At 66.7% G+C, this 12,744-nt stretch carries 13 protein-coding genes; 11 read left to right on the top strand and 2 right to left on the bottom strand.

Going from position 1 to position 12,744, the window contains the following annotated elements:
- Positions 1-4: 4 nt before the first annotated feature.
- The 10 genes from AW274_RS26625 (at position 5) to AW274_RS26590 (ending at position 10,396) form a co-directional block, all read left to right on the top strand.
- Positions 5-712: an SDR family NAD(P)-dependent oxidoreductase gene (locus AW274_RS26625; RefSeq protein WP_062437279.1), complete on the top strand. Its 708-nt coding sequence runs from the start codon at positions 5-7 to the stop codon at positions 710-712.
- Positions 709-1,074, top strand: coding sequence for an SgcJ/EcaC family oxidoreductase (locus AW274_RS26620; protein ID WP_062437278.1), 366 nt, complete (start codon positions 709-711; stop codon positions 1,072-1,074). The genes AW274_RS26625 and AW274_RS26620 overlap by 4 nt, the downstream gene beginning before the upstream one ends.
- A 90-nt stretch (positions 1,075-1,164) precedes the next feature.
- The gene (locus AW274_RS26615; protein WP_062437277.1) at positions 1,165-2,148 is read left to right on the top strand and encodes a hypothetical protein; all 984 of its coding nucleotides are present in this window, start codon (positions 1,165-1,167) and stop codon (positions 2,146-2,148) included.
- Positions 2,149-2,324: 176 nt separating this feature from the next.
- Complete coding sequence (locus tag AW274_RS26610) at positions 2,325-3,554, top strand: DNA sulfur modification protein DndB (protein ID WP_062437276.1); 1,230 nt, start codon at positions 2,325-2,327, stop codon at positions 3,552-3,554.
- A gap of 1,337 nt (positions 3,555-4,891) precedes the next feature.
- Positions 4,892-5,203, top strand: coding sequence for an ATP-binding protein (locus AW274_RS41525; protein ID WP_198169424.1), 312 nt, complete (start codon positions 4,892-4,894; stop codon positions 5,201-5,203).
- Entirely contained in the window at positions 5,200-5,901 is a 702-nt protein-coding gene (locus AW274_RS26605) for a response regulator (protein WP_369408672.1), read from the top strand. The genes AW274_RS41525 and AW274_RS26605 overlap by 4 nt, the downstream gene beginning before the upstream one ends.
- A gap of 96 nt (positions 5,902-5,997) precedes the next feature.
- The gene (locus AW274_RS40630) at positions 5,998-6,861 is read left to right on the top strand and encodes a hypothetical protein (RefSeq protein WP_157520747.1); all 864 of its coding nucleotides are present in this window, start codon (positions 5,998-6,000) and stop codon (positions 6,859-6,861) included.
- Positions 6,862-8,123: 1,262 nt separating this feature from the next.
- Positions 8,124-8,417, top strand: coding sequence for a hypothetical protein (locus tag AW274_RS26600; RefSeq protein ID WP_062437274.1), 294 nt, complete (start codon positions 8,124-8,126; stop codon positions 8,415-8,417).
- A gap of 27 nt (positions 8,418-8,444) precedes the next feature.
- On the top strand, positions 8,445-9,230 hold the full coding sequence (locus AW274_RS26595; RefSeq protein WP_157520746.1) for a hypothetical protein: 786 nt from the start codon (positions 8,445-8,447) through the stop codon (positions 9,228-9,230).
- A gap of 83 nt (positions 9,231-9,313) precedes the next feature.
- Positions 9,314-10,396, top strand: a complete 1,083-nt coding sequence (locus AW274_RS26590) for a cellulose binding domain-containing protein (RefSeq protein ID WP_083974837.1) — start codon at positions 9,314-9,316, stop codon at positions 10,394-10,396.
- Positions 10,397-10,437: 41 nt separating this feature from the next.
- Here AW274_RS26590 and AW274_RS26585 read toward each other — a convergent pair whose 3' ends face one another.
- Positions 10,438-10,710, bottom strand: coding sequence for a DUF6343 family protein (locus AW274_RS26585; protein WP_198169423.1), 273 nt, complete (start codon positions 10,708-10,710; stop codon positions 10,438-10,440).
- Positions 10,711-10,799: 89 nt separating this feature from the next.
- On the opposite strand from AW274_RS26585, the gene AW274_RS26580 reads away from it, so the two are divergent.
- Complete coding sequence (locus AW274_RS26580) at positions 10,800-11,492, top strand: type 1 glutamine amidotransferase domain-containing protein (protein ID WP_062437271.1); 693 nt, start codon at positions 10,800-10,802, stop codon at positions 11,490-11,492.
- Here AW274_RS26580 and AW274_RS26575 read toward each other — a convergent pair.
- On the bottom strand, positions 11,485-12,723 hold the full coding sequence (locus AW274_RS26575; RefSeq protein ID WP_062437270.1) for an MFS transporter: 1,239 nt from the start codon (positions 12,721-12,723) through the stop codon (positions 11,485-11,487). The genes AW274_RS26580 and AW274_RS26575 overlap by 8 nt on opposite strands.
- Between the last annotated feature and the right edge of the window lie 21 nt (positions 12,724-12,744).

Here is a 12,744-nt window from a genome sequence, read left to right as displayed (position 1 = left end):
AGTCATGTCAGATCAGCGCGTCGCCGTCATCACCGGGGCATCGCAGGGCATCGGAGAGGCCCTGGTGGCCGCGTACCGGGAGATCGGCTACGCCGTGGTCGCCACCTCGCGTTCCGTCGAGCCGAGCGACGACCCCGACGTGGTCACGGTGGCCGGCGACATCGCCGAGCCCGCCACCGCCGAGCAGGTCGTGAAGACCGCCCTGCACCGGTTCGGGCGCGTCGACACCCTGATCAACAACGCCGGCGTGTTCGTCGCCAAGCCGTTCACCGACTACACCCACGACGACTACAAGAAGGTCATGGACATCAACGTCGGCGGCTTCTTTTACCTCACCCAGCAGGTCATCGACCCGATGCTCGAGCAGGGCGGCGGCCACATCGTCAGCATCACCACCACGCTCGTCGAGCAGGCCAACTCCGCCGTCCCCTCGGTGCTGGCCTCGCTGAGCAAGGGCGGGGTCGCGGCGGCCACCAAGTCGCTCGCCATCGAGTACGCGTCCCGAGGGATCCGGGTCAACGCCGTCTCGCCCGGCCTGATCGACACCCCGCTGCACAGCGGCGGCGACCCCGACCAGCTCGCCCAGATGCACCCGATGAAGAAGATCGGCCACATCAGCGACGTCATCCACGGCGTGCTCTACCTGGAGCGCGCGCCGCTCGTCACCGGCGAGTTCCTGCACGTCGACGGTGGCCAGAGCGCGGGCCGATGAGCGAGCGGATCTTCGCCGACGTGCTCGCCGTCTGGAAACACGGCATCGACGTCCACGACCCCCACGAGATCGGCACGGTGTTCGCCGAAGACGCGCTGTTCCAGGGCGCCCACCCCGAGCCCACCCGGGGTCGCGCCTCGGTCGTCGCCTACTACGACGGCCAGCCGGCGGGACTCCGGGTCGACTACGCGATCATCGACGCCCGCCGCTCCGCCGACGACGTCATCGCGGGCTACGCCGCCGCCGACTTCACCTACGCCGACGGCGAGGTCGCCCGACGCCACGTGACGATGGTCCTGGAACGCCACGGCGACCGGTGGCTCGTCGGCCACTACCACGTCTCACTCAAGCCGGCGGAGTGACGCGGAGCCTGTCACGCCGTGGCGGCCCTCGCTCCCGGCCCCGCCTCTTCCGGAACGGTTCTGTCGGCGGGCGCCGCTAGAGTCCCGGGCGTGAACGCGTGGGAGCAGGTCGGGAAGTACGTCGACGCCGGTGACGACGCCGGGCTGGCCGCCCACGTCGGGTCGCTCACCGAGGCCGACCGCAAGGCCGTCGCGGGCGAGTTGCCCCGTCGGCTGGCCGGGCGGTCGCGGGCCGAGGTCGCCGATCAGGCGGGGGCGTTCCGGGTCGCCGGAGCGGCGTGCTTCTCCGGGGCCGCGCAGGTCGCCGCCTGGCTCGGCCGCCGTGAACTGCGGCTGCCGCGGCGGCCGAGGGACGACGCCGTGCGCATCGCCGAGATCCTCCGCCCGAGAGACGAGCGGTGGCGGCGTGACCTGGCCCACCGGCTCGTCACGGGCCTTCGGCCGGGCGACCGGCGGGGGTGGCAGAACGTCGACGGGCAGCCCGGCTACGACCTGGCCGCGCGGCTCGCGATCGAGACGGGCATCGAGGTGCCCGAGAACGACGCCTTCGTCGTCGGCTGGTTGTGGGACGTGTGCCACCGGTTCTGGCACGGCGGGAAGCTCGGCGTGCTCCGCGACGATCCGTTCCTCGACGTGCTGACGCCCCGGGTGTTCACCGCCGAGGGCGTCGCCGCGCCGATCGTCCACGACGGGAAGTGGAACAGCGCCTACAACGAGAACACCTTCATCGGCGCGCTGGCCGCCCTCGCGGCCGAGGGGCGGCTCGACCGGCGGGCGCTGCTCGACGGGTGCGCCGGGCGGTTCCTGACCCACGGGCACGACCGCGACATCGAGCCGTTCACCCTGTTGTGGGAGCGGCTGCGCCCCGAACCCGCCGAGGTCCCCGTGGTCGACCTGGTCAGGGTGCTGCCGGTCGCCGCGCCGCCCCTGGCGCAGCTGGCGGTCGGTGAACTGGGCCGGGTCCCGCTCGACACCGACGTGTTCGGCCCGCCGCGCCTGTCTTATCGGCGCGGAGCGAAGCGGTGGCCTGACGCCGCTACTAAGGCTTTGCGGCGACCATGTCGCCGAATGTGATGACTCCGGACCGGCCCTATTAGAGCTGGTTTCGGATGCACTAAACGCTGCTTGAAATGTGCCTAAAATCCTACGTTGAAAAGTGGGCGTACTACGTTGAAAAATGAACGTAGTTGAAGTTGATTCGCGCTAGAGTCGTCGCGGTCGGGGGATCGGTATCCAACGAGAGGATTTTGATGTTTCTGGCAGAGATGGGTCTCACGCAGCACGATTCCCTGACAGCAGCACAGGCGGCCGCGAGCGAGGCCGCGTCCGCATCAGGGGGCCGGGTCTTTACCTGTGTGGTTTTCCAGCAGGGCGGGCGACTGATGCTGACGACCGCCTTCTCCTTCGCCTTCCTCACCAAGCACGTCATCTCCGAGCCGGCGGTCAAAGGCGGCAACCCCCGGATGGCCACCAACCGCCCCGTCGACACCAGTCATGTCCGGTCGATCACCAAGTACCTGGCCGACAACGAGCACGATTACATCCTGCCGCCGGTTACGCTCAACGTCCGCTCCGTGCCCGCCATCCACGTCCCCCGCGGCAACTTCGCCATGACCGTGGGCTTCGTGGTGATCGGTGATGAGACCCGCTTCTCCATCACCGATGGGCAACACCGGCTTCTGGCGATCTCCCGGCGGAGTGAAAGCCTCACCGATGGCTCGACCTTCATGAGCGACAGCATCTCCGTCGTGATCGTCGTGGAGCCCGACCTGGCTCGCATCCACCAGGACTTCGCGGACGCGGCACAGACGAAGCAGATCGCGGCCAGCCTCCTGGCGGCCTTCAACACCCGTGAGCCCCTCAACCGGGTACTCACGAAGATTGTGGACGAGTCGGCATTCCTGCGGGGCCGTATTGACGAGACCTCCAAGAGCCTGTCGATGAACTCCCCTGCGGTTTTCCTCCTGAACCAGGTGCGCGGCATGATCAAGGAGCTGCTCTTCCGCGACTACGCGCTCAGCGAGGCCAGCATCCCTGCGCGGAGCACCCAAGTGATCGGCAACACCGAAGCCCAGGACGCCTTCGTCGAGCGCACACTCGCGATGCTGGCCACCCTTACCGAGCACATGGCCCCATGGAACGCCATCGCGGCCCTGCCCACCTCGGGCGGACCGGCGAATCAGGTGGTCGACTACCGGCGGCACTACATCAACATGACCGCCACCGGCCTGGTGATCATCGGCCATGTCGCCTACGAGATCGAGAAGAACCCGGACCCGGCCTGGCGCCAAGCCCGGTACATCGACCTCGCCACCAAGATCGACTGGCGTCGCGACGCCGGGATGTGGCAAGGCAACATCATCACCGGCGACAAGATCTCCACAACTCGCGGACCAGGACGAGTCGCGGCACAACGCGTCATGGACGCACTCGGCATCAAGTCCCCTGACCTGAACATCCCGCTCCCTCTCGGAAATTGATCTGACCCCAAGTGTGCATGTGACAAATAGGGCCCCGACCGGACAGCCTGGTCGGGGCTTTTGCCATCCAGGGGTTGACGTACACCAGGACCAAGTCAGATCGCTCGGCATCTCTCTAAAGAGCAACCTCACCTGAATTGGTTGACCGGGCACGTTCATTGAACCTGCGACAGAGCCGTTCAACGGACAGACCCGGTCGGCCAGGAACGCGTCGCAGAGGCGCTTGGGAGCCGCGACAAGGTCTCTGGGGCGTTGCCGATGGGATGGTCTCGCTCAGCCGATGTCTCCCAGCGGTACGTTTCCATCGAAGCCTGCGGTTTCGAGCAGGCGGCCGTCGGGGTGGAAAGCCACCCCCAAGACGTAGCCTGTGTGGCCAGCGAGGGGGCTACCAACTTGCTGGTTGCTGGCCGAGTCCCATAGCCGACCAACCGTCGAAGCCAGCGGTGGCGAGCGCATGGCCGCCGGGGTGGAACGCCACCCCTTTGATGGGGTCGGTATGGCCAGTGAGAGTGATGCTGTCCAGCGAGGTGGCGTTGGCGATTGGCTGGGGGATGACCAGTGTTGGAGTGTGGCGTCGGCTGCTAGCCAAAGGACCCGGAACTCCTCCACCAGCTCCGCACTTGCTCTAAGGGCTCCCACGATGAGTTCGAGGTTCCCAAGCGTGGCAGCTTCGCGCACTTGATCACCGCATGCGCTGTGGTCTGGCTCATTGCGCAATCGGTCGTTAGTGCCGGGGCGCGTTAGGACGGCTTGCGCTGGAAGCAATGCAGCTCCTGCAGCCGCGCCCGCAACACCGCATACGGGTGGGCGGGCGTGTTGGCCGACGGACGGCGTCGGGTGGCGGAGCGGGATTGGTCATGGTGATGCCTAGCATCCCAGGCCGTCAGCAAACGTAAGGCGTTTCGGTGCATCTGTCACCAACCGGTATCCACGTGTGAGCACTCTCCAACCCCTGGGCTGCGGTCAGGCTTAAGGAATCCTGCGAATGTGCAGGTGTCAACGCGTCAGCATCCGTCCGGTCTTCTGCAATCACGTCAAGAGTCATTGCAAACGTTCGAGGCGGCGTGGCAAGCCGGACGCTGGAGACAGCCCGCCGCACTCCCCGCAGCGTGCCGCGCCGTTCCGGACAGGTTCCGGGCATGTGGCAGGCGCCGGACCTTCGACCGGCTGGGGGGACAACCCGAACTTGAATGATCTAGCCGCCTCCGTGCTTATGACGGCCCAAATAAGCCAGTAGTGACCGAATTTCGGTGAACGCTCACGAGCCGTCCTGGGACCGGCCGCCAGCGCCTGTCTCCCTACATCGTCAGCCCCAGTAGGCGAGGTTGGCGCGGGCGATGAGCGTTTCGGGGGTGTTCGGCGCCCTGGACGCGTTCGCTGATGGGCAGAAGCACGGCATGCCCGTATTGGTGGGCTGGAAGAACGATCAGTTACCGGTCGAGATCATCAAACAGGAGAGCAGTCGCCCACAGCCTCGCGGACGCAAGCTGTCCACCGGACACGGCTTGCTGGGTCTGCGCGAGAGGGTTCTGGTGATCGGCGGCACGTTCGAAGCCGCTGCTCTCCCCACCGGCGGATTTCGTGTCCGGGCCCTGTTACCCAACGCCCATACACGCCAGCAAGGCCAGCCACCCGCAAGTCACCCGTGACCGAAGCCCTTGGTGACCGAAAGCGGCACCCGCTCGACGCGATCCCGTCGCAGGTGGACAATTACGACCAAGGATTCGCCGCATGCCACATCCGGGAGCAGCCCATGGCGATTCAGGTGCTCCTTTGCGATGATCAGCCGCTGATCAGAGCAGGGCTAGCCATGTTGCTTCGTGCCGAGGAAGACATCACGGTCGCCGGAGTGAGCGGCAGCGGGCTGGACGCGGTACAGGCTACCCGCCGGCTTCAACCTGATGTCGTCTTGATGGACGTGCGCATGCCCGAACTGGACGGCATCCAGGCCACCAGGGATGTAACTTTTGGCGGATTCGCCCATGACGCCGATCGGCCCATCAAGGTGCTCATCCTCACGATGTACAACATCGGCGACGTGGTCTATAGCGCGTTACGCGCGGGCGCCGCGGGCGACAGATATCTGGCGCGATCGGTCCCCCGCCGACTCCTCAAGGACTTCGCCTCTCATCACGGCCCTCATAGCCCCACCCCGGCGAAGATGAGCTCACTGACCACACGCAAGTGCGAAATCCTCATCCACATCGCCCACGGCATGTCCAACCAGGAAATAGCCGCCACCCTGAAAGTAGGTGAGGCAACAGTTGGGCGCGTCCTCATAAAATGGAGCTGCGTGACCGCTTTCCAGTCATCGCCTACCACGGCGGGCTCGTCCTACCCGGATTAGGGCCACCACTACCTCAATAGCAGAGCGAAATCCATTAGGAGCTAGCCAGCCGACCTGGTACTGACTCCGGGCGGCGACTAGGCTGGGAGGACTTTTGTGGCAATGAACGGAGAACCTCAGCCGGGGCGGCGCACTGGGATTCTACTGGCTACCATAGCGTTTCTGGTCGGGTTAATTCTTCAGCCAGCCCTAGGGAAGATAACAGATCCCATCCTGGACGACCCGTCCCGCTTAATAATCGCCGTATCCCTAATCACAATCTGTTCGCTGCTTGCGATCATCAATGCCATAATCGCCTTTCGGCGTGACGACAACAGGCGATCCAAAGAAATAATGGCTCTCCTGGAAATTATTTCCCGACGAGGTGGACTGCGAGGGGAATTTATAAATTACCGTAACACTGAAGATCCCGATCCGTACACCTTCGCCGCCCGATTGTTTGATCGCGCCGAGAAGGAAATATTGATTCTTGATCATCGGCCGTCTGAAGGAACCGAGCGTTACGGTCCGGCCCTTACGCTCGAAAGCGTGAAGCGGAAGAATTATTATGATATTTTGACATCACGCGTAACCCGTCGAAACTCGAATGGGCACTATTTGCGCTATCGGAGAATTATTCAACTCAAAGATGGCCCAACGACTGAGTGGGAATGCTCGCCCACCAATGACAAAGTGTTCGAGAGTCATTGCCGGGAGATACTTCGAGTACAGAAGTCGGACAAGCAATATCCTTCGGCCATTAAGACATCATCCATATTCCTGCCCAAAATGACGATAACTATCATAGATGCCAGGATCGTGATCATGGAGCTCGCAATTGAGGGGGAAGAACCGGGCGGCTCAACTAGAATTGAGGGCGACCTCATCCTGGTCGACGAGGAAGGAATGTTAACTCGTTCATTGTGTCAAATATTTGAATATATAGACTCGCAGGCAAGTTCTCTCCGCCGGCTGAGATGATGTGAAACCCGGCGCATCTCCCGCGATCTGAGGCCTGCTGCCGGCCGTCGTGAAGTCGAACGATCAGTGCGGGACCGACCCAACACTCTGACCAGATTGAACAACCTCGCCGCCTAGCAAAAGGCGAGGGACATGGGCCAGGCCACCCGCTGCTGGAGCAGACCGAGCCGAAGAGTCGTTCTGCTTCATAGGTGGTATCGCGCAAAACTACGTCGAGGTGAGACCCCGGGTGAGCAATCGCTTGTTTCCTGTGCGGACACGCCTATGAAACAGGCGTGTCCGGGTTGCCGTGGGCGTACCCTGTCTATGATCGGCTATCTGTCAGCGCCCTTTATTCCCAGCGTGAGCTCGATGTTGTTTAACGCCATGTCTTCGCGATGCCGGTCGCCGGTCTCGCGGTAGATCGGCCCGGCCTGAAGTGTGGGCGTTGATGGCTTTTTCAAAGCGCTGAATTTCGGCCAGCACGGTCCCGAGGTTGTTGAACGTCTGGCCTTCGCCGAGCCGGTCGGCGGTCTCGCGGCAGATATGCATGTTTGCTGGAAGGCGTCGATGGCCTCCTCAAACTCCTCATCTGCCGCAGCGCGAGCCCGGGAGTACCCAACGCCCGGCCTTCGCTGCGCCGATGGCCGAAGGCTTTGGCAGCGTGGAGAGAGATGGTAGCCAAGGTGATCCTCTATGGCTGGGCGCTATTGCGGGAGCTTCGGTGGAGATCAGGGAAGCCTGGGGCACTTGCTGGGCGTCTGCTTTACGGTGAGTGATCCCGTGATGACCTCGCCTGCTATGTGTGGGCGGGTTCGGCGCGGTCCCCCTGGTGACGAGGTATGGGAGTTGAGCGGTGGAGTCAAGCTGGCCAAGGCGGTCCAGGTTGTGCGCGATGAGCTGCTGGAGGCTGTCGTCGAGGGCGGCGCCGATGGTGAGATCGCGTTCACGGTGGGCCGATCGAGATGGAGTTCGCCATGAAGTTGAAGGCCGATGCCAAGGTCGAGGCCAGTTCAAGGCGTGGGTGGTAAGAGGCGATGTGGAGCCCGCGCTTCGCGGGGCCGGACGCACAAGGTCAAGATCACGCTTTCTCCCTAGCATGGCGACGGCGCGGATCTGCTAGTTGCCGCTCCTGCCGCTCCCGGGGAGTTGGGGCCGGGGAATGTTTCGCGGCACTCGGGCCGTCTGTGACCGCACCGGAGCGCTGAGCGCGTAAACGTCGTGCAGGCGCGCGGGTTGAGGATCGGCCCAAGAGGTTAGGGCAGGGCGGATGGGTGGGGTCAATGGAGCGGCAGCGGGTGGTGGCCGTCACCGGGGCGGACGCGCTGATCACCTTGAGTCTGGTGCTCAGCTCCGCTCGTGTCACCGGGCCTGAAGGGTCGCCGGTGACGTTGTTCCAGCCGGGTCGTGAGCCGGTGTTTCAAGGCCGGGCGGTGTGGGTTCAGGAGTTGCCCGATAATGATCAGAGCATTATCGGGGTGATCATCGCTTTCCTGCTGGAGATCGACACCGACAACTCCGCCCTCGTCGTAGAAGAATTCACGCGTTCACCGGCCAGTAGATCCCCAACAGAGTGATCGACCTTCAATCCGCGGTCACCGAACTTGCAAGCGTGGACTGACGTTGATGAAGCCCGCCTCAGGACTCTGTCGAACGGTGGTCAGAGCGAACAGCACGCCAGCCTCACCGGCTGGCCGGCCGGCGCCGGGTCGGCCGATCCGATCGCCGCGTTGTGCACGCTCGGGCCGGGCGACTGGAACCACTACTCCGACGAGATCCGGTGGTGGCCGACCGTGCTGCCCTCTCACCGCGAGGTGGTCGCCGCCCACCTGCTCGAATGCTTCGCGGCGGGCGTCCGGACGAACCGGGCCCGGGTGTCGGCGCTCCGGGCGCTCGTCCAGGGGAGCGGCCCGGTCGGCCGCGCGACGGCGAGCGCCGTCACGATGGTGCTCGGCCACCAGGATCCCCAGAAACGGCACCTCGCCGTCGAGGCGATGAAGATCCTGGCCGTACGCGGCGAGCTCGCCGCCCCCGACTTCGGCTGGGCCCTGGGCGAACTGGCCGGGGCGGGCGCCGTGCTGCTGAACCGGGCCACGCCCGCCCTGGAGGAGCTCGTGCTGACGGGAGCCCACCGGGAGACGTGGGCGCTGCTGGCCGAGGCGCTGCCCCTGCTGCTGCGCCGCCGCGGGCGGCCCGTCCACGGGCTGGCCGGCCTGCTCGACGTCGCGGTCAAGGCGGCCGTGCTCGCGGGCGCCCGGGGCGAGGTGCCGGGGCTGGCCGAGGCGGTGGCCCGCAAGGGCGCCAGCCGGGTGACCGACACGGCCCGTCGCCTCCTCGACGTGCTCGGCCCGCCCGAACCGGCATCAGCGCAGGTGAGGGCGGGCAGCTGAGAGTTTCACAGGCGACCTGCGCTTCCTCGGCGGCGTAGGGGAGTTCGCTGGCCTGCCGACCAGCCGGGGCGGAGCATCCGGGCATGAGACTGCGCATGTCCCTGATCGCCGGAGCGCTGCTCGCGATCATCACCCCGCTCCCGGCCTTCGCGGCCGATACGACCCCGCCGTCGCGCCCCGGCGGCCTGATGTCCTGCCCGCCGCCGAGTTCGCAGGGCGGCATGGTCGGCATCTGCTGGACGCCCTCGACCGACGACAGCGGCTCGGTGGCCGGGTACGACGTGTACCGGCTCACCTCGACGGGGTTCGTGAAGACCTCCTCGCCCACGAGCAGCCCCACCATCGTCGGCGGGCTGACGCTCGGCCGGGCCTACTCCTTCTACCTCGTCGCCCGTGACCTGTCGGGCAACGTGAGCGCGCCCTCGTCGTTCATCACGCTGACCGCCACCACCGGCATGCAGACGCCCACCCCGTCGCCCGAACCGGGCGACACCCAGCCGCCGAGCCAGCCGCAGAACGTGCGCGACGGCTGCCTGTGGGACTTCCCCGGCACGGCGTTCTGCTGGGACGCCTCCACCGACAACGTGGGCGTGACCGGCTACGACATTTACCGGGAGTCGATCTCGGGCGGCTGGATCAAGGTCGGCAGCGTCGGCACGCAGTACCGGATGTTCAACGAGGGCGGCCTGGTCACCGGCCAGTACTACACCTACTCGGTGGTGGCCAGAGACGCCGCGGGCAACGTCAGCCCCCCGTCGACGCCCACCCCGATCCTGGCCCGGCAGGGCCTGCCCACCCCGTCGCCCAGCCCCACTCCGACCCCGAGCCCGACGCCGACGGCGGGCCCGTGTGAGGTCTCCTACGACAGCGCGATGTGGTCGACCGGCATGGCCGTGTGGATGTCGGTGAAGAACACCGGCACGACGCCCATCAGCATCTGGAGCCTGGAGTTCGACTTCCCCGACGCGGGTCAGCGCTTCGTGTCGGGCCACAACGCGAACTGGTCGCAGTCGGGACGCCACGTGACCGCCCGCAACGTCGCCTGGAACGCCCAGATCGCGCCGAACGCGACGATGAACCTCGGCTTCAACGGCTCCCACACGGGCCTGAACCCCGAGCCGACGGCCTTCACGCTCAACGGCATGAGCTGCGTGGTCAGGCCCTGACAGGCCGGGTGCCGGTGTCCGTCCCGGGACATCGGCACCCCCTACGCGGCGCGCCGCCGCCGGACCACGACGACCAGGTCGACGAGGGCGATCAGCGCCAGGATCGCCATGATGACGCCCAGCACCACGAGGCCGAGCAGGAAGGCGACGACCGCCAGGGCGCCGCAGACGACCAGCCCGAAGATCGCCAGCACCATCCGGAGGCCGAGTGCGCTGCGCGGGCGTTCGGACGTCGGCGAGAAGGTCTCCCAGAACCTGTCGCCGATCCTCTTCCGGTCGATGGGCCCCTCCTTCCGGTGGTCCCTCCCGTCCACGTTAACCAGGCCCCCCATCCCCCGGCAAATGTGACGAAGTGCATAAAGTGGCTGGTGAAGGCCACGATCAGGACGGGGGGCGTTCGCCCATGGCCAGGTTGCTCTTCATGATGCCCGCGGCGTCGTACTGGACGCTCAAGGACGGGACCCGGCACGCCACCGGATACTGGGCCGAGGAGTTCGCGGCCCCCTACCGGCTGCTCACCGAGGCGGGGCACCAGATCACCGTCGCCACCCCGCGAGGGGTGATCCCGACCGTCGACATGATGAGCCTGCGGCCCGACATGGCGGGCGGCGCGCAGGCGGCGCTCGACCTGGAGGCCACCATCCGCCGGGCCGAGGAGCTGCGGCGGCCGATCAGGCTCTCCGAGGCGCGGCTGGACGACTACGACGCCGTCTACTGCCCCGGCGGGCACGGCCCGATGGAGGACCTGTGCGCCGACCCCGACGCGGGGCGGCTGCTGACGGCGGCGCTGGCCTCGGGCAAGCCGCTCGCCATCGTCTGCCACGGACCCGCCGCGCTGCTGGCGACGCGGGTGCGCGGCGAGTCGCCGTTCGCCGGATACCAGGTCACCGCGTTCTCCAACGAGGAGGAGGCCGGCGTCGGGCTGGCGTCCCAGGCCCGGTGGTTGCTGGAGGACGAGCTGATCGCGCTCGGCGTCGACTACAGCAAGGGCGAGCCCTGGAAGCCGTACACGGTCGTCGACCACAACCTGCTCACCGGCCAGAACCCCGCGTCGGCGGAGGTGCTCGGCGAGCAGCTGCTCAAGGTCCTCAACTAGCCGGTACGTCGTCGTGGGCGATGTGCATGAGCTGCCGCCACAACACCACCAGGAACACTAGCGAGCCGCCGAACGCGAACCAGAACGGGGCCGCGACCCCGAAGCGGGTGGCCAGCACGCCGCCGATCAGTGAGCCGACCACCAGCCCGGCGTACACGCAGACGGTGTTGACGCTGCCCACGCGGCCCTGCAGATCGGCCGGGACCGCACGCTGACGGACGGTGACCGAGGTGGTGCCCCAGATGAACGCGTGCGCGCCGAACACCAGGAAGATCGCCCCGGCGACCCAGGGGGAGTGGGTCAGCGCCAGGCCCAGGTGGGTGAAGGTCTCGATGACGAGCCCGATCCGCATCAGCGCGCCCAGGCTCACCCTTCGGGTGATCGCCCCGTAGAGGCCGGTGCCGATCAGGCCGCCGACGCCGCCGATCGTGGTCATCAGGCCGAAGCCGAGCGCGCCGAGGCCGAGCTGGTCCTGGGTGTAGAGCACCAGCACCGACCAGGCCGCGCCGAAGGTGAAGTTGAAGATCAGGATCGTCAGGGCGAGCGTCCGGACGGCGGCGTGGCGGGCCGTCCAGCGGAAGCCCTCGACCAGCTCGCGCAGCGCGTTCGGCTTGCGGCCGTCGGCCTGGCGGGTCTGCGGGGGCAGGGTGATGCGGGTGACCAGCACGATCGCCGCCGCGACCAGCAGCAGCTGACCGGCGAACGGCCAGGCCAGGCCGAGGCCGAACAGCGCCGCGCCGACCGGCGGCCCGGCGAGCTGGTTGAGCGTGATGAAGCCGGTGCCCAGCCGGGCGTTGGCGACGACGAGGTCGTCGCGGTCGACCAGCATCGGCGTGAGCGTCGCGGTCGCGTTGTCGGCGAAGACCTCCGCGACGGCCCGCAGCGCGAGCAGCGCCAGTGCCGCCTCCACCGTCACCCGGCCGGTCGCCATCAGCACGACGAGCAGGATCAGCACCAGCGCCCGCGCCGCGTTCGCGGCCAGCACGATCCGGCGCCGGTCGTGGCGGTCGGACAACACGCCCGCGTAGAGGCCGAACAGCAGCGGCGGCGCCCAGCTCACCAGCGCTGACAACGAGATCATCAGCGGGTCGTCGGTCAGCGACGCGACCAGCAGCGGGCCCGCCGCGGCGGCGATGCCGTCGCCCAGGTTCGTCAGCCAGCTCGACGCCAGCAACCACCGGAACCCGCGCCCGAGACGCCGGGGAAGTACCCGCTCCACAACTGTGACCACGGGCGCAAGACCATACGTTCC

Source organism: Herbidospora daliensis (assembly GCF_001570585.1).
Taxonomy (GTDB): domain Bacteria; phylum Actinomycetota; class Actinomycetes; order Streptosporangiales; family Streptosporangiaceae; genus Herbidospora; species Herbidospora daliensis.
Note: the sequence above shows the minus strand (reverse complement) of the source record. Positions and strands in the feature narration are given on the sequence as shown.

Coding starts and splice junctions, on each gene's coding strand:
- AW274_RS26625 (WP_062437279.1), top strand. CDS start 5: ATGTCAGATCAGCGCGTCGCCGTCATCACCGGGGCATCGCAGGGCATC.
- AW274_RS26620 (WP_062437278.1), top strand. CDS start 709: ATGAGCGAGCGGATCTTCGCCGACGTGCTCGCCGTCTGGAAACACGGC.
- AW274_RS26610 (WP_062437276.1), top strand. CDS start 2,325: ATGTTTCTGGCAGAGATGGGTCTCACGCAGCACGATTCCCTGACAGCA.
- AW274_RS41525 (WP_198169424.1), top strand. CDS start 4,892: ATGAGCGTTTCGGGGGTGTTCGGCGCCCTGGACGCGTTCGCTGATGGG.
- AW274_RS26600 (WP_062437274.1), top strand. CDS start 8,124: ATGGAGCGGCAGCGGGTGGTGGCCGTCACCGGGGCGGACGCGCTGATC.
- AW274_RS26590 (WP_083974837.1), top strand. CDS start 9,314: ATGAGACTGCGCATGTCCCTGATCGCCGGAGCGCTGCTCGCGATCATC.
- AW274_RS26580 (WP_062437271.1), top strand. CDS start 10,800: ATGGCCAGGTTGCTCTTCATGATGCCCGCGGCGTCGTACTGGACGCTC.